Below are 16986 nucleotides of genomic sequence, written 5' to 3' on the forward strand. Positions count from 1 at the left end.
GCGGCTGACGGTGCTGGTTCGCGAACCCGACTGTTCGCGGACCAGAACCGTCACCGCGCTGACGAGAACACGCCTCGGGCGGTGGCGAGCATCGAGGGCGGGCGATGGAAGGCCACCAGTACGCGCGAGTGACCCGCTGCGTCCGCGGCGGCTCCAGCGCACGCAGCGCGCTCAGCGCCCCAGGGCCTCCCGGCCAGTGCGGGCCTCGGCGACCGCCGGGCCGAAGTCGACGACGCGGTCGTCGATCGCGAACCGGTACCGGCCGAGCCGACGGACCTGCGGGTCGTGGCCCAGGAACGACGCGAGGTCGTCGTGTTCCGCCGGCGTGAGCCGCTGCACCGGGTCCGACGTGGAGCGGAAGCCGCACACCCGCGCGAGGTCGGCGAGCAGGGCGCGCTGGTCGGCGGGCAGCGCCTCGTCGTCGGCGGTCCCGTCGCCGGCGCGGAACGAGACGACGTCGGGGTCGATCCGGTACAGCGAGTGCATCCAGATGCGTTCGAGCGGGCCGATCAGGCCGTTCAGACCGCCCTCGTGGCTGGGATCGGGCACGGTGGCATCGCTCTTCCAGAACGACGCCGTGTCGGGGCCGGCACGCATCGCGTCGAGGACACCGATGGACGCCAGCATCGGCGCGCCGCACCCGAGCAGGTGCACGTCGTCACCGACGACCCGGCGGATGAGCGTGATCGCGTCGCGGTAGACCTGCTCCCGGTCGCCGTCCCGGTGGCGGACGCCACGCAGTGCGGCGGCGGACAGGAAGTCGAGCTTCAGGTAGCGGAAGCCCCAGTCGACGACGGCGCGGAAGACCCCCGTCAGGTGTTCCTGCACCGCCGGCAGCGTGGTGTCGAGCGCCCAGTAGTGCGTGTCCCAGTTGTACCCGGCGATGATCGGACCGCCACCGTCTTCACGCTGGACGAGCCAGTCCGGGTGCTCGCGGGCGGTGCGGGAGTCGGGCAGGCAGATGAACGGCGCGAGCCAGAGCCCCGGGCGGGAGCCTCGGGCCGCGATCCGTCCCGCGATCGGCGCGAGTCCGTCGGGGAACCGGTCGTTCGGCTGCCAGTCGCCGACGATCTCCTCCCAGCCGTCGTCGACCTGGACGACGTCGAACGGCAGGTCGCCGAGGGCCTCGACGCCGCGCTCGATGCGCTCGGCGTCGATGTCCTCGAAGAACGAGTACCAGCTGCACCAGACGGTCGACACCGACCCGGCGTCCGGCGAGGTGCCGAAGTGGGCGGCGAGCTGCGCGGCGTAGGCGTCGAACACGGCGGACTCGTCGCCGACCCCGAGGAACCACTGCCCGCCGTCGTGCTCGGTCCGGCCCCACAGCGACGCGTCGTTCGCTCCCGCCCGCGGGACGCCGAGTCCGACGGCGCCGAGCAGCACCACCCGGCCGTCGGCCAGGGTGACCGCGACGGCGCCGTTGCCCTCGTGCCGGTCCGGGGTGTCGTTCGCGGCGTCGTCGGCGGTCACGGTCCGCTCCGGGTCACCCGAGATGCGCAGGGGTGCATCGTCGATCGGGGTCCAGCCGGTCGGCGACCACGAGGTCCAGCCGTGGCGGTGCACCTCGACGGCCGCTCCGTCGTGCTCCACGGTGAGGGGCCCGGAGGGCAGCAGCCAACCGCCCGGAACAGCGTGCGCGCCCGGGTCGTCCGGTCCGGTCCCGCGCAGGCGGACCGTCCGTCCGGTCGTCGGGGGCGTCCGGTTCACGTCGTCGTCGCGGTGCACGGTCGGCAGTCTGCCGTCCACGGTCGTGGCACGACCAGTGCGGGCACGGAGGTGCGCAGTCGGTCTGCGCGGTCCGTGCACGATCGCGCCCCCGAACGGGCATCGCGCCCCGGAGCGTCGGGGCGCGACGACCGTGGAGGGGCGCAACCGCGACCGAGCAACCGCGCGACCGGGCCGCTGCGACCAGGCGCCCGGCGCGGGACCGGCGTCAGCGGGGCTCGGGGGAGCGGTTCGCGACGACGTGCACCCGCACGCCCAGGTCCGCGATGCGGCCGAGCTCGGCGGGGTCCGCGCCGTCGTCGGTGACCAGGTCGTGCACGCCGCGCATCCCGACCACGGGCGCGAGCGTCGTCCGCCCGATCTTCGACGAGTCGGCGACGACGATCGTGCGCTGGGCGTTGCGGAGCATCGCGGCGTTCGTCCTGGCCTCGGTCTCGTCGTGCGTGGTGGCACCGCCGGCGGCGCTCACCCCGTCCATCCCGACGAAGGCGGCGCCGACGTTCATCGCCGCGAACGCGTTCTCGGCCAGGACGCCGACGAGTTCGAACGAGTGCGGCCGGATCGTGCCGCCGGTCATGACGACGCGCAGGTTCGGCCGCGCCCCGATCTCGCCGGCGGTGGTCAGGGAGTTCGTGACGATCGTGAGCCCGCTGCGGAACACCAGGGACCGTGCGACCGTCGCCGCGGTGGTGCCGCCGCCGATCGCCACCGCCAAGGGGCCGTCCGGCAGGAGCGCGGCGGCGGCTCGCCCGATGCGCTGCTTCACCCCGCGCGACCGGCCCTCACGCAGCCGGACGGGGATCTCGGACGTCGGGACCGCGATCCGCGCACCCCCGTGCGTGCGGGCCAGCAGTCCCTGCTGCTCGAGGTCGGCGAGGTCCCGCCGGGCGGTCGCCGCGGAGACCCCGAGGGTGTCGACGAGTTCCTGCAGCGACACCGCACCCTGCTCGGACAGGAGTTCGAGCATCGCGAGCATGCGCCGGGACCGCTTGCCCGAGCCGGACGCGGGCGAGGTCTGGCCGAGGGCGGTGGAGCGGTCGTCGATCACGATGGCGATCGTAGCGGTCAGTCATTCTGATCGTTTCGCTCGGAATGTTGGCCGGACGATCGATCCGCAGCATCATTCCTGAGCATGACCCGTGTTGCGTTCATCGGTGCCGGCAGTGTCGTCTTCACCCGACAGCTGCTCGCCGACCTCCTCGGCTTCGAGGACCTGCCCCAGCTCGACCTCCGACTCCACGACGTCGACGAGCGCCGTCTCGCCGTCGCCGAGGGCACCGCCCACCAGGTGAGCGAGCGCCTCGGCCGCCCCCTGCAGGTGACGGCGACGACCGACCGGCGTCGCGCCCTCGCCGACGTCGACTTCGTCGTGAACATGGTGCAGATCGGTGGGGTGGACGCCACGCGCCTCGACCTCGAGATCCCGGCCCGGCACGGCCTGCAGCAGACGATCGGTGACACCACCGGCGTCGGCGGCGTCTTCCGTGCGCTGCGGACCTTCCCGTTCCTGACCGGCCTGCTCGAGGACATGCGGGCCGTGGCCCCCGGCGCGGTGCTGCTGAACTACACGAACCCGATGGCGATGAACGTCTGGTGGGCGAACGTCGTGGCACCGGACATCACGACCATGGGGCTGTGCCACAGCGTCTACTGGACGGCGAACGACCTCGCCGAACTGGTCGGCCTGCACGTCGACGACACCCGGTTCCGGGCCGCCGGCGTCAACCACCAGGCATGGCTCCTCGACTGGACCCACGACGGCCAGGACCTGTACCCGCGACTGCGCGAGCGCATCCGGCAGGACCCCGAGCTCGAACGCCGGGTGCGCGTCGAGGTGTTCCGCCGCATCGGCTTCTACCCGACCGAGACGAGCGAGCACTCGTCGGAGTACCTGCCGTGGTTCCTGCGGTCCGCCGAGCAGATCGAGCGGTTCCGGCTGCAGCCGCTGGAGTACGTCGGGATCTCCGAGGAGAACCTCGCCGAGTTCGCGGCCGCCGAGCGCGCCCTGGCGAACGGCGAGCCGCTCGAACTCGAGCAGGGGGCCGCGGAGTACGCCCCGCAGGTGATCCACTCCCTGGTCACCGGCACCGAGCGCGAGATCCACGCCAACGTCGTCAACGACGGACTCATCGACAACCTGCCGGCCGGGTGCGTGGTCGAGGTCCCGACGAGCGTCGGCGCCGGCGGTGTCGTACCGCAGCCGATGGGCTCGCTGCCGACGGCGGCGGCGGCGCTGAACCGCTCGTACGTGTCGGTGAACGAACTCACGATCCGTGCCGCGCGCGACGGCGACCCGCTGGCCGTCCGCCAGGCCGTGCTCGTCGACCCGAACGCGTCGTCCACGCTCACCCCCGCGCAGATCTGGGACCTGTGCAACGAGCTCGTCGCGGCCCACGGCGACCTGCTGCCGGAGCCGCTCCGCGTGCAGCTCGACCCGGCCGCGATCTGATCCGCTCCCGAGCGACCACCCGACACTGACGACGAAGGAGTCCCCAGTGACCCGAACACGAACCCGCGCGACCCCGGCCCGGTCCGGCCGTCGCCGCCGTGCCCGCTGGACCGCGGCGGCGGCCGTCCTGGCGGTGACGGCCTCGGCCCTCGCCGGCTGCGCCACCCAGGGCGCCACGGAACTCGACACCGACGCCCCCGTGCGCCTGACCATGTGGTCGGGGCAGAGCGACGAGGCCGAGAAGCTGCTGCAGCGACTCGTCGACGAGTACGAGGACGACCACCCCAACGTGACGATCGACATGTCACCAGGGGCGTCGTCGACGGACGAACTGCTGCAGAAGCTCGCGGCCTCGTTCGCCGGGAACGACTCGCCGGACATCTCGTACACGTTCGGCTCGTGGGCGAGCCAGCTCGAGCGCTCGGACCGCACGCTCGACCTGCGGGACACCGTCGCCGAGCCGGAGGTCGCGTGGGACGAGTTCACCCAGGCGGCGCGCGACACCGCCCAGCCGACCGGCGGCAAGGTCATCGGGTTCCCCGCGGTGGTGGACAACATCTCGCTGCTCTACAACACGACGGTGTTCGACCGCGCGGGCGTCGCGTACCCGACGGCCGACTGGACGTGGGAGGACTTCCGGGAGGCCGCGGAGCAGCTCACCGACGAGGACAGCAACACCTTCGGGTACGGCTACTCGGTGTCCGGCAGCGAGGAGACGACCTGGCAGATGTGGCCGCACCTGTGGCAGAACGGCGGCGAGATCCTGAGCGCCGACGGCAAGCACGCGGCGTTCGACTCCGAGGCCGGCGTCGAGGCGCTCTCGTTCCTGCGCGACATGGCCGTCGAGGACGAGAGCGTGTACCTCGACCAGACGGACACGAAGTTCGCGCAGCTGTTCGAGAGCGACCGCATCGGCATGATCACCTCGGGCCCGTGGGAGCTGTCCGCCCTGAAGACCGCGGGGACCTCGTACGGGGTCGTGCAGCTGCCGGGCACCGACGGCGACCACCAGACGGTGTCCGGCCCGGACCTGTGGACCCTGTTCGACAACAAGGACGTCAACCGTGCCTACTGGGCGACGGACTTCACCAAGTGGTTGACGGCGAAGGAGCAGGACGAGCGCTTCAACGTCGCGGTCGGCAACCTGCCGCTGCGCTCGAGCGAGGCGTCGAGCCCGGCGTTCCGGAAGCAGGCGAAGGCGCTCCCGGGCCTCGACGTCATGCAGGAGAACTCCGCGAACGCGAAGCAGACCCGCCCGACCGTCCCCGGCTACAACGGCCTGTCCGAGGCCTTCGGCAACGCGGTCGCGCACGTGCTGCAGGGCGAGGGCGACCCGAAGACCGCACTCCGGCAGGCGAGCGACGCCGCCGACAAGGCACTCCGCCAAGGCTAGGAGCCCCCATGACCACCTTCGCACTCCGCCCCGCCGAGCACGCGGACCACCCGGACGACCCCGAGCGGCCCCGCCGCCGTCGTCGATCCGCCGCGGCCGTCCGCGAGGGCCTGGCCGGCTGGGGCTTCGTCGCCCCCGCACTCGTCGTCGTGCTCGGGCTCACCCTGTTCCCCGGCGCCTGGGCACTCGTCCTGTCGTTCCAGAGCTGGGACGGGTTCAGCCCCGCGACCTTCGTGGGCGGGCAGAACTACGCCGACCTGGTGACCGACGACGGCGTCCGCGCGGCGGTCGTGCACACCGTGCTCTACACGGTGCTGTTCGTGCCCGCCTCGCTGCTGCTCGGTCTCGCCCTGGCGGTCGCCCTGAACCGGCGGATCCGCTTCATCGGGCTGTACCGCACGGCGATCTTCGTGCCCTTCGTCGCGTCCGCCGCGGCCACCGGCATCCTGACGACCTACCTGTTCAGCCCGCAGTTCGGCATCGTGAACAACGTGCTGCGGGTCCTGCACCTGCCGCAGCAGGGCTGGCTGGAGGACCGGAGCGAGGCGATGCTCGTCATCGTCATCATGTCGCTCTGGGGGCAGGCGGCCTTCACGACGGTGATCTACCTGGCGGCGCTGCAGGACGTCCCCGCCGACGTGATCGAGGCCGCCCGCATCGACGGCGCGAACGCCTGGCAGACCTTCTGGCGCGTCGTGTGGCCGCACCTGGCCCCGGTCACGGCGTTCGTCGCGATCTACCAGACGCTGCAGGCGGTGCAGCTGTTCGACCTCGTGTACGCCACCACGCGCGGCGGCCCGCTCGACGCCACGCAGACCATCGTCTACTACCTATGGAAGACCGCGTTCCAGAACCTGCAGTTCGGGTACGGGTCGGCGATCGCCTACGGCATGTTCTTCGTCACCCTCGTCGCCACCGTCGTCGTCACGCTCGTGCAGCGGCGCGCGGGAAGGAGCTCGCTCTGATGTCCACCGAGACCCAGGTCCTCGAGTCCCCGTCCCGCGTGCGGGTCGGTGCCGCGTCCCGCCCGACCGGGGCCGTCCGACGCCGTCGCCGCCTGCCGTTCAGCCCGTGGCACCTGCTCCTGCTGCCGGTGTCCGTCCTGTTCCTGCTGCCGTTCGTCGAGATGTTCCTCACGTCGATCGAACCGGCGTCGGAGATCAACAAGTTCCCGCCGTCGTTCTTCCCGACGCAGTTCACCCTGGGCGGATACGCCCGGCTGTTCGCCGACTCGGACATCCTGCACTGGCTGCTCAACACCGTCATCGTCTCGTCGTCGGCGATCGTGTCGCACCTGGTGCTGTGCTCCCTGGCCGGCTACGGCTTCGCACGGTTGCGGTTCCCGGGCCGCACCCTCGGGTTCCTCGCCGTCCTGGCGACGATCATGATCCCGTCGCAGCTGCTGATGATCCCGACGTACGTGATGTTCGCCCGGCTGCACCTGGTCGACCACCTCGGCGCCGCCATCGTGCCCTGGCTCGCCTCGGCCTTCGGCATCTTCCTCATGCGCCAGTTCTTCCTGTCGCTGCCGGCCGAGCTCGAGGAGGCCGGCATGATCGACGGCTGCAACCGGCTGCAGGTGTTCTTCCGCATCGTGCTGCCGCTCGCCAGGCCCGCCCTGGCGACGCTGGCGATCTTCACCCTGCTCGGTTCGTGGAACGACCTGGTGTGGCCGCTCGTCGCGATCAACGACGACGACGCCTTCACGCTGCAGCTCGGCCTGACCAACTTCCAGGGGTTCCGTCGAACCGACTGGTCGTTGCTCATGGCGGGGAACGTGGTCGCCACGCTCCCGCTCATCCTGCTGTTCCTGGTCGCCCAGAAGCAGTTCGTCGCGACGATGGCGTCGGCGGGCCTCAAGGGCTGACCGCCCACCCGCGTCCCCGTCGCACCCCCGGAAAGGAACACCGTGACCACCGACGTCACCACCCCCGCAAGCGCCACCCTCGGCGAGATCCACCAGCAGCCCCGGGCCTGGCGTGACCTCGCCGTGCTCCTCGACCAGGCACGGGAGCCGCTCGACGCCTTCCTCGGTCGAGCGCTCGAGGACCCCCGCACCCGCGTCGTGCTGACCGGTGCCGGTACCTCGGCGTTCGTCGGCCGCATCGTCGCCGAGTCGCTGCGCGGTCGCCTGCACCGGCGGTTCGACGCCGTGTCGAGCACCGACCTCGTCGCGGCGCCCCGCACGGTGCTCGCCGAGGGCGTCCCCGTGCTGCTCGTCTCGTTCGCACGGTCGGGCAACAGCCCCGAGAGCATCGCCGCGACGGAACTCGTCGACGCGCTCGCCCCCACCGCCCACCACCTGGTCGTGACCTGCGACCCGACGGGTGCGCTGGCCGTCGGGCACGGGGACCGCGAGGACTCCTTCGTGCTGACGATGCCGCCGCAGACGAACGACACCGGCTTCGCGATGACGTCGAGCTTCTCGAGCATGCTGCTCGCCGCCCTGCTGGCCTTCGTGCCGACGGACGCCGCGGCGCTCGACCGCATCGTGGCGTCGGGGGAGCGGGCGCTCGCCGCCGAGGACGGCCTCGACCGGATCCTCGACCGCGCACCGCGCCGCATGGTGTTCCTGGGCGGGGGTGCGCTCGCCGGGCTCGCCGAGGAGTGCGCGCTGAAGACGCTGGAGCTGACCGCGGGCACGGTCGCGGCGTTCCACGACACCCCGCTCGGCTTCCGGCACGGTCCGAAGGCGGTGCTCGACGACGAGACCGTGGTGGTCGTGCTGCGATCGGCGGACCCGCGGGTGCGGCGGTACGACGACGACATCGTCCGCGAGATCCGCTCGGACCGCCCCGACCAGGTCGTCGTGGTCGGCGCGGACGCCGACCAGCAGGGGGCCGGGGGCCTCGACCTCGTCATCCCCGAGGCCGAGGGACTCGACGACGGCCTGCGCGCCGTCGGGCTCGTCGCCGTCGCGCAGCTGCTCGCGCTGCACGCCTCGGTGCGGCTCGGCTGCACCCCGGACAACCCGTTCCCGGACGGGTCGGTCAACCGTGTCGTCCGCGGCGTCACCATCCACCCGCTCGACGCGACGGACGCGGGAGCGGGACGGGCATGACGCTGTTCCTGGGCCTGGACGGCGGCGGCACGAAGACCGCCGTGGTCCTCGCCGAGGGCGACGGCCGGGTGCTCGCCCGGTGGCGCGGTCCGGCGTGCTCGTGGCTGGACGGCGGCGTCGCCGTGGTGGCGGACGTGGTCGCTCGCGGGACGCACGCGGTGCTCGCCGAGGCGGGGCGCTCGACCGCCGAGGTCACGCACGCGTTCTTCGGGGTCCCCGGTCACGGCGAGTCCTCGGGCGCCGACGACCGGCTGGACGCGCTGCCCGCTCAGGCGCTCGGCCACCGCCGGTACACGGTCGGCAACGACATGCTCGCCGGGTGGGCGGGGTCACTCGGTGGTCGCGACGGCATCAACGTCATCGCGGGCACGGGCTCGATGGCCTACGGCGAACGGGGCTCGCGGACGCACCGGGTCGGCGGCTGGAGCGAGCTCATCGGCGACGAGGGGTCGGCGCACTGGATCGCCCGCCGCGGCCTCAACGCCTTCAGCCGCATGGCCGACGGCCGCCTGCCGCGGACGCCCCTGTACGACCTGCTGCGGGCGCGGACCGGGATCACGGACGACCTCGACCTGGTCGGCCTGGTGATGCACGACTGGCAGGCCGGCCGGACCGAGGTCGCGACGCTCTCCCGGGTCGTCACGGCCGCGGCCGCCGCGGGGGACCCGGCCGCCGGAGCCGTCCTGGACGCCGCCGCCGTCGAACTCGTCGAGCAGGTCCGGGTGGTCGTGGACCGCATCGGCGACGACCCGGACGGGCAGCCGACCGCGGTGTCGACCTCGGGCGGGGTGTTCTCCGACGACGGGTTCCGCACCCGGTTCGCGAGCCGCGTGGTGGCCGGACGGGGGAGCGGACAGGGGAGCGGCGCAGGCCCGAGCTTCGCCCTGGTCGAGCCGGTGCTGCCGCCCGACCTGGGCGCGGTCGTCTACGCGATGCGCGTCGTCGGGCACGCCGTCCCCGCCACGTGGACCGCGGCGGAGGACCCGGCGCGCCAGCGCGCGACCGGCTGACACGTCGGCCCGCGCCGTCCGGTGTGCGGGCCGGTCGCGCCGTCGACGCGACCCGTGTCGGTATGGAGGCCCGTGGCGGGCCCCGCCCCGGGCCTCCAGACCGTCACGGGGGGGCGTCAGCGACGCACGTCGCACCCGCAACTCGCGCCGACGACCAACTCGGCGGGCACCAGGTCGCGGTGCCACTGGTTGTCGGCGTCGAGGCCGAGCACCCGGTCGACCGCGGCGACGGCCATCGCGCCGGTCGGCTGCCGCACCGTGGTGAGCTGCGGGTTCGTGTAGTCCGCCTCGGCCGTGCCGTCGAACGACACGATCGCGACGTCCTCGGGGACGCGCAGGCCGAGCTCCCACAGCGCCCGCATGACGCCGATGGCCTGCATGTCCGAGCTGACGAACACCGACCGCGGTCCGGAACCGTCGGCAAACATCCGCAGGCCAGCGTCGTAGCCGCCGCGTCGTGTGAAGTCGGTGCGGACGATGGGGCCGTCGGGCAGGTCCGCCTGGCGCAGGGCGCGCATCCAGCCCTGCTCGCGCAGCTCCATCGAGCCGGTGTGGCCCATCACCAGGCCCACGGAGCGGTACCCGTGCTCGATCAGGTGCCGGGTGCCGTCGAGGGCGCCGCCGAGTGCGTCGACGCCGATGCTGGCGTACTCGGGGACCTCGAAGAACGTGTTGAGCAGCACCATCGGCAGTCCCGGGTCGGTCACCGTGGACAGGTCCGGCCTTGTCAGGATGCTCGTCACGATGACGCCGTCGACCTGGCGGGCGGAGAGACTGCGGAGCCGCTCGCGTTCCTGCCGGGCGTCGCCGTCGCTGTTGGCGAGCAGGACGTCGTACCCGCGGGCGGCCGCGGCGTGGGTGACCTCGACCGCGAGCTCGGACCAGAACGGGTTCTCGAGCTCCGGGACGATCAGGCCGAGCATCTTCGACGACCCCGTGCGCAGGGCCTGGGCGCTGGCGTTCGGGCGGTAGCCGAGCACGCGGATGGCCTCGCGCACGCGGGCGGCGGTGGCGGCCGCGACCGGGCGCGGACCGTCGTGCACGACGTAGCTGACCACCGAGGTGCTGACGCCGGCGTAGCGGGCGACGTCCGCGCGGGTGACCGCCCTCGGGTTCGTCGGGACGGTCACGGCAGCCACCTTCGTCGGGTCCGGGTACGGCGTCCGGGTGCCGGCCCCGCAGGACCGACACCCGGACGACGTGTTACTCGGACGCGATCGTAGTCGACGCCGTGGCCCCCGCCGACGCCGGTGCGTTCGTCGACCCCGCGGTGCTGGTCGACGCCGCGGTGCTCGCGGTCTCGGGGGCGTCGCCGAAGTCCGGCACCTCCAGACGGACGCCCCCCTGCAGGGCGGACTGGTGGGCGACGATGCCGGGCAGCGTGAACCGGGCGGCCGTCCAGGCGTTCACCGGCGGCAGCGTCCGGTCGACGACGGCACGGACGAAGTCGTCGGCCAGGAACTGGTGGCTGCCCTCGTGCCCGGTCGGCACGCCGTCGTACTCGGCCGGCAGACGGTCGGTGTCGTGCACCTCGGCGTAGCCGGACACGAACGCCTCGCGCAGGGACGGGTCGACGTCGGCCAGGCGCGGGTCGTCGAGCGACATCGTGGCCTTGGTGTCGATCTTGTCGCTGATGTCGACCGAGTCCTGCTTGTCCTGCCAGACGCTGACCTTCGCCAGCTGCTCGAAGCTCGCCTCGGTGCCGAAGTACCGGAAGCGGGACTCGCGGATGTGCGACGGGTAGCCGACGCGGCGCATCTCGTTGATGCGCACGACGCCGCCGTTGTCGAGCTCGAACAGTGCCGTGGCGTTCGAGAAGTCGTTGTCGAACTGGCTGACGTCCTTGTCGAAGACGCCGTCGCCGCGGTCGTCGCGAACGCCGATGCAGCTGACGCTCACCGCGTGCCCCGGGATCGCGCCGAGCACCCCGCCGACCGAGTGGGTGGGGTAGAGCATCGGCGGGTAGCTGGCGGTGCGCTTCCACTCGTCGCCGCCGCTGTACTGGTACGCGGCGTAGAACCCGAGGTCCATGTCGTGCACGTAGTCGCCCTCGGCGTAGAACACCCGGCCGAAGGCGCCGGCGGCGACCTGCTGTCGGGCGAAGACCGTCGCCGGGTTGTAGTAGCTCGTCTCGCCCATCATGTAGGTGAGGCCGGTCTCGCGCACGGCGTCGATGATGTCGCGGATCTCGTCGACCGAGATCGCCATCGGCACCGCGGAGTACACGTGCTTGCCGGCCCGCAGTGCCCGGACCACGAGCGGGCCGTGGGTCCAGCGCTGCGTGAAGATCGCGACGGCGTCGACGTCCGACGCGAGCACGGCGTCGAAGTCGGGGAACGTGCCGTCCAGGCCCTGGGACTCGACGAGTTCGGACGCGCGCTCGTCGACGAGGTCGGTGACGAAGACCCGGTCGACGTCGGGGTGGAGCTTGAACAGCTTGGCGAACTGGGGGGCGAACTGGCCCGCGCCGACCATGCCGACAGAGATCATCAGTGACCTTTCCGAGGTGAGGGATGCGTCGCCGGGCGGGTCGCCCCGATGCGAACGCCGTCATCCTGTCACACGGTGTCTACACGTGACAACCCGCTTTCCCGCCGTTGGAACAGCCCTTGTCACCGTGTGTCCCCACGTGTAGATTCCCGGCTCACGGACTGCTGCACGTCAGTCCACCGCAGACGAAGGAGTCGCGATGGCCACCGAGAGCCCCGTGTCGTCAGCCCTGACGACCGCCAGCACGAGACGGAGGAGTCGGCCGGCCGACCTCGCCCGTGCACGCACCAGCGCACCGCGGCGCCGCCCCAGGAACGACCTGTGGCTCGCGCTCGCCTTCATCGCCCCGGCCGCCCTCGGCTTCGTGGTGTTCCTCGCCTGGCCGACGGTCCGGGGCATCTGGCTGAGCTTCACCTCGTACAACCTGCTGACCGAACCCGAGTTCACCGGCCTGCAGAACTACGCCCGGCTGGTGCAGGACTCGATCTTCTGGCACTCGATGGTGGTGACGATCGAGTACGTCGCGATCAACATCGTCATCCAGACCGTCGTGGCGCTGTTCATCGCCGTGATGATGCACCGCCTGACGAAGTCGACGTTCGTGCGGGGCATCGTCCTGGCGCCCTACCTGGTGTCGAACGTCGTCGCCGCCCTCGTCTGGCTGTGGATCCTCGACACCCAGCTCGGCATCGGCAACGAGTTGCTCGCCGCGATCGGGCTCGACCGGGTCCCGTTCCTGCAGAGCGACGTCTGGGGCATCCCCTCGATCGCGCTCATCAACGTCTGGCGGCACGTCGGGTACACGGCCCTGCTCATCTTCGCGGGCCTGCAGTCCCTGCCCGAGACCGTGTACGAGGCCGGGCGCATCGACGGCGCGAGCGAGTGGAAGATGTTCTGGCGCATCACGGTGCCGCTGCTCCGCCCGATCCTGTCCCTGGTGCTCATCATCACCGTCATCGGCTCGTTCCAGGTGTTCGACACCGTCGCCGTCACCACACAGGGCGGGCCCGCGAACGCCACGAACGTCGTGCAGAACTACATCTACAACCTGGCGTTCGGCCGGTTCCAGTTCGGCTACGCGTCCGCAGTCTCGGTCGCGCTCCTCATCGTCCTCAGCATCATCACGATCATCCAGTACCGACTCACCCGCTCGGGCGAGTCCGACCTGGACTGAACGGAAGCGCCATGACCACGACACTCACCCGTTCCGTCACCACGTCCCGTCCGCCCCGGATGGGAGCAGGCCACCGCAGTCGCCCCTCGGTCGGCCGGGTCCTCGCCTGGGCCGCGATGATCCTGGTCATCGTCGTCACCCTGTTCCCGTTCTACTGGATCCTGCGCACCGCGCTCTCGTCGAACACCGCGATCAACGCCGACCCCACCTCGCTGCTGCCCGTCGGGTTCAGCACGGGCGGGTTCGAGCGCGTGTTCGGCCTGCAGTCCACCGAGGAAGCACTGGCGCAGGGCGGCTCCGGTGCCGCGCTCGACTTCTGGCGGTACCTGGGCAACTCGATCCTGGTGTCGACGCTCGTCACGGTCGGCCAGGTGTTCTTCTCGGCAGCGGCCGCCTACGCGTTCGCCCGCCTGCGCTGGCCCGGCCGCGACCGGGTGTTCGCGGTGTTCCTGGCCGGGCTCATGGTCCCCGCGATCTTCACGCTGCTGCCGAACTTCACGCTCATCAAGCAGCTCGGCCTCGTCGACAACCTGCTCGGCATCGCCCTGCCGACGATGTTCATGACCCCGTTCGCGGTGTTCTTCCTGCGGCAGTTCTTCCTGGGCATCTCGAAGGAGGTCGAAGAGGCAGCACTCATCGACGGCGCCGGAAAGGTCCGAGTGTTCTTCCGACTGGTCATCCCGATGGCCGCGGCCCCCATCGCCACCCTCGCCGTGCTCACCTACATCACGAGCTGGAACGACTACTTCTGGCCGCTCATGGTGTCGTACACCGACAGCTCGCGGGTGCTCACCGTCGCGCTCGGCGTCTTCAAGTCGCAGACCCCGCAGTCCGGCACCGACTGGGCGGGGCTGATGGCCGCGACCCTGGTGGCGGCGCTCCCGATGATCCTGCTGTTCGGCGTCTTCGCCAAGCGGATCGTCAACTCCATCGGCTTCTCCGGGATCAAGTGACCCGGCTCCGGACAGGACAGACACCATGACGAACCACCTGACCCGCCGTGCCCTGCTCGCCGGTGGCGCCTCCGCCCTCGCCCTCGGCGCGCTCGCCGCCTGCTCGTCACCGGGCGACCGCCGGACCCCGGCCCGCTCGGGCACCCGCACCGTGAGCTACTGGCTGTGGGACGCCAACCAGCAGCCCGCCTACCAGGCCGTCGCCGACGCCTTCCACCGCGAGCACCCCGACATCACCGTGCAGATCACCCAGCTCGGCTGGAACGACTACTGGACCAAGCTCACGGCGGGGTTCATCGCCGGCACCGCGCCGGACGTCTTCACCGACCACCTGACGAAGTTCCCGCAGTACGCCGACCTCGACGTGCTGTACGGGCTCGACGAGCTCGAGGCGACGAAGGGCATCCGCGACGACGACTACCAGTCCGGGCTCGCCGCACTGTGGACGGGCCGGGACGGACACCGCTACGGATCACCGAAGGACTGGGACACCGTCGCGATGTTCTACGACCGGAAGGCCATGGCGACGGCCGGGGTCTCCGCCGAGGAGCTCGGGTCGCTCGCGTGGAACCCGGACGACGGCGGCACGTTCGAGCGGATGCTCGCGCGGCTGACCGTGGACGCGAAGGGGCGGCGCGGCGACGAGGACGGCTTCGACAAGGACGACGTCGCCGTCTACGGCATCTCGTCGAACGGGTCGGGCGGTGACGGCTTCGGGCAGACCCAGTGGTCGCCCTTCACCGGTTCGGTCGACTGGTCCTACACGAACGAGAACCCCTGGGGCGACCGGTTCCGCTACGACGAGCGGGTCGTGCAGGACACCCTCGCCTGGTACTACCGGCTGGCCGACAAGGGCTACATGGCGAAGTACGGGGTGTTCTCCACCACGACCGGGCCCGAGGTCCAGCTCGGCGCGGGCAAGTGCGCGCTGTCGTTCAACGGCTCGTGGATGATCGGCTCGTACCTCGGCATGGAGGATCTGGACATCGCGGTCGCCCCGACCCCGATCGGTCCGAGCGGCCACCGGGCGTCGATGTTCAACGGGCTCGGCGACTCGATCACGAAGCAGGCGAAGGACCCCGAGGCCGCGGCGGAGTGGGTCGCGTTCCTCGGCAGTGACGAGGCACAGCGGATCGTCGGCGAGCGCGGGATCGTGTTCCCCGCCCGACCCGCCGGCACCGAGGCCGCGGTCGCGTCCTTCCGCGAGCGCGGGCTCGACGTGTCGGCCTTCACCCGCCAGGTCGAGGAGGGCACGACGTTCCTGTTCCCGGTGACGAAGAACCCGGCCGACGTGCAGGCGCTCCTGCAGCCCGCCTTCGACGGCGTCTACGCCAACGGCGAGCCGATCTCGACGCTCAGCGGCGTCAACGAGCAGGTGAACACCCTGCTCGCGCTGACGTGACCCGAGCCGACCCCGCGAGCACGGACCGGACGCGCCGCGCCCGGTGGCCCTGGTCGTCCGCACACCGCACCGGCCAGTGCGGTGTGCGGACGACGCGTTGACCGCTCCGCCGACCGGACCGAGACTGGGGCCGATGACAGCTCTCACCTCACTCGTGTACATGTCCGTCGCCGTCGACGACCTGACCGACGACCAGCTGGTCGCCATGCTGCGCGAAGCGCGGCTCCGCAACGACGCCCTGGGGGTCTCGGGGCTCCTGCTCGCCAAGGGCGGCCGGTTCATGCAGGTGCTCGAGGGACCGGCGTGGAGCGTCGAGGACCGCTTCGCCGCCATCGAGCGCGACCCGCGTCACCGGGACGTGAAGTCGCTGTCCCGCGAGACCATCAGCGCACGCCGCTTCGACGGCTGGGCGATGGCCTTCGGCAACCCGACCGCGGCCGAGATCCAGGACGAGCCCGGCTTCAGCACCTTCCTGAGCGAGCGCAGCGGCCTGCCGACGGGTCTCGCCGGCACGCCGGCCGACTGGCTGCTCCGCTGGTTCCGTGGTCGCGACCTGCAGGACCTGCCCGAGGAGCGGATCTCGCTGGGCCGCCACGCGGCCTGACGCCACCACCGGCGTTCTGGGCCGACGCGACCGGCCGTTCCGGTCGGGAGGCGCGGTGCGGCGCCGCCCCGCGCCTCCCGACCGGCAGACTGGTCGCGTGGAACGACGTGAGCAGATCCTGGTGGCCGCGGCCGAGGAGTTCGACCGCGTCGGCTTCGCCGCCGCGACGATCGCGGCGATCGCCCGCGCGGCGGGTGTGTCGCAGGGAGCGCTGCACTTCCACTTCCCGACGAAGACCGCCCTGGCGCTCGGCGTCATCGGCGAGCAGAACGCCCGCACCTTCGACGTCGTCAGCCACACCGACAGCTCGCCCGTCGCCGCGCTGATCGGGGCGTCGCACGGCATCGCGCTGCTGCTCCGCACCGACCCGATCGTGCGCGCGGGCATCCGGCTGTCGCTGGAGCGCGGGGAGTTCCAGACCGCGACGCTGAGCTTCTACGAGCAGTGGATCGGCGGGATCGTCGACGTCTTCCGCCTGGCGGGCGCGAGCGGGGAACTCCGCACCGACCTGACCGCCGAGCAGCTCGGGTCGACCGTGGTGCCGTACTTCACGGGCGTGCAGCTGGTGTCCGACGTCCGGACGCGGCGCACCGACCTGTTCCCGGCGGTCGCGACGATGTGGCGTGTGGTGATCGCGGCCACGGCGGACCCGAGGCACCGCGACCGGCTGCTCGCCGTGGTCGACGAGGCGTTCGGCACTGACTGACGCCGGGGGATCCGGCCGC

General features: G+C 71.7%; 15 protein-coding genes. 11 read left to right on the plus strand and 4 right to left on the minus strand.

What is annotated here, in order from left to right:
* Positions 1 to 171: 171 nt before the first annotated feature.
* Together LEL83_RS00005 and LEL83_RS00010 are read right to left on the minus strand one after the other, a co-directional pair.
* Positions 172 to 1725: a glycoside hydrolase family 36 protein gene (locus LEL83_RS00005; protein ID WP_225557238.1), complete on the minus strand. Its 1554-nt coding sequence runs from the start codon at positions 1723 to 1725 to the stop codon at positions 172 to 174.
* Positions 1726 to 1933: 208 nt separating this feature from the next.
* Positions 1934 to 2773 carry a DeoR/GlpR family DNA-binding transcription regulator gene (locus tag LEL83_RS00010; protein ID WP_225557239.1) on the minus strand — a complete coding sequence of 280 codons (840 nt, stop codon included), beginning with the start codon at positions 2771 to 2773 and terminating at the stop codon, positions 1934 to 1936.
* An 84-nt stretch (positions 2774 to 2857) separates the two neighbouring features.
* On the opposite strand from LEL83_RS00010, the gene melA reads away from it, so the two are divergent.
* From melA to LEL83_RS00040, 6 genes are read left to right on the plus strand one after another with little or no spacing between them, the layout of a single operon-like run.
* Positions 2858 to 4174: an alpha-galactosidase gene (gene melA / locus LEL83_RS00015; RefSeq protein ID WP_225557240.1), complete on the plus strand. Its 1317-nt coding sequence runs from the start codon at positions 2858 to 2860 to the stop codon at positions 4172 to 4174.
* A 46-nt stretch (positions 4175 to 4220) separates the two neighbouring features.
* Positions 4221 to 5567 carry an ABC transporter substrate-binding protein gene (locus tag LEL83_RS00020; protein WP_225557241.1) on the plus strand — a complete coding sequence of 449 codons (1347 nt, stop codon included), beginning with the start codon at positions 4221 to 4223 and terminating at the stop codon, positions 5565 to 5567.
* A gap of 8 nt (positions 5568 to 5575) precedes the next feature.
* Positions 5576 to 6532, plus strand: coding sequence for a carbohydrate ABC transporter permease (locus tag LEL83_RS00025; RefSeq protein ID WP_198656595.1), 957 nt, complete (start codon positions 5576 to 5578; stop codon positions 6530 to 6532).
* Entirely contained in the window at positions 6532 to 7434 is a 903-nt protein-coding gene (locus tag LEL83_RS00030; protein ID WP_198656594.1) for a carbohydrate ABC transporter permease, read from the plus strand. Before LEL83_RS00025 ends, LEL83_RS00030 begins: the two co-directional genes overlap by 1 nt.
* A gap of 42 nt (positions 7435 to 7476) precedes the next feature.
* Positions 7477 to 8628: an SIS domain-containing protein gene (locus tag LEL83_RS16090; RefSeq protein WP_225557242.1), complete on the plus strand. Its 1152-nt coding sequence runs from the start codon at positions 7477 to 7479 to the stop codon at positions 8626 to 8628.
* Complete coding sequence (locus LEL83_RS00040) at positions 8625 to 9638, plus strand: N-acetylglucosamine kinase (protein ID WP_225557243.1); 1014 nt, start codon at positions 8625 to 8627, stop codon at positions 9636 to 9638. Before LEL83_RS16090 ends, LEL83_RS00040 begins: the two co-directional genes overlap by 4 nt.
* Positions 9639 to 9754: 116 nt before the next feature.
* On the opposite strand, the gene LEL83_RS00045 is transcribed toward LEL83_RS00040, so the two are convergent.
* Together LEL83_RS00045 and LEL83_RS00050 are read right to left on the minus strand one after the other, a co-directional pair.
* A complete protein-coding gene (locus LEL83_RS00045; protein ID WP_225557244.1) occupies positions 9755 to 10777 on the minus strand; it encodes a LacI family DNA-binding transcriptional regulator in 1023 nt (340 codons plus the stop codon).
* 64 nt (positions 10778 to 10841) lie between these two features.
* Positions 10842 to 12128 (minus strand): Gfo/Idh/MocA family protein, encoded by a 1287-nt coding sequence (locus LEL83_RS00050; protein WP_372454416.1) that lies wholly within the window; start codon positions 12126 to 12128, stop codon positions 10842 to 10844.
* A gap of 199 nt (positions 12129 to 12327) precedes the next feature.
* Here LEL83_RS00050 and LEL83_RS00055 point away from each other — a divergent pair, with 199 nt between their 5' ends.
* From LEL83_RS00055 to LEL83_RS00075, 5 genes are all read left to right on the plus strand, one after another.
* Positions 12328 to 13302: a carbohydrate ABC transporter permease gene (locus tag LEL83_RS00055; protein ID WP_225557245.1), complete on the plus strand. Its 975-nt coding sequence runs from the start codon at positions 12328 to 12330 to the stop codon at positions 13300 to 13302.
* 11 nt (positions 13303 to 13313) lie between these two features.
* Complete coding sequence (locus LEL83_RS00060) at positions 13314 to 14255, plus strand: carbohydrate ABC transporter permease (RefSeq protein WP_198656590.1); 942 nt, start codon at positions 13314 to 13316, stop codon at positions 14253 to 14255.
* A gap of 25 nt (positions 14256 to 14280) precedes the next feature.
* Complete coding sequence (locus LEL83_RS00065) at positions 14281 to 15657, plus strand: ABC transporter substrate-binding protein (protein WP_225557246.1); 1377 nt, start codon at positions 14281 to 14283, stop codon at positions 15655 to 15657.
* A gap of 133 nt (positions 15658 to 15790) precedes the next feature.
* Positions 15791 to 16261, plus strand: coding sequence for a BLUF domain-containing protein (locus LEL83_RS00070; RefSeq protein WP_198656588.1), 471 nt, complete (start codon positions 15791 to 15793; stop codon positions 16259 to 16261).
* A gap of 97 nt (positions 16262 to 16358) precedes the next feature.
* Entirely contained in the window at positions 16359 to 16967 is a 609-nt protein-coding gene (locus tag LEL83_RS00075; RefSeq protein ID WP_198656587.1) for a ScbR family autoregulator-binding transcription factor, read from the plus strand.
* The last annotated feature ends 19 nt before the right edge of the window (positions 16968 to 16986 follow it).

It is taken from the genome of Curtobacterium oceanosedimentum (assembly GCF_020297365.1).
Lineage (GTDB): Bacteria > Actinomycetota > Actinomycetes > Actinomycetales > Microbacteriaceae > Curtobacterium.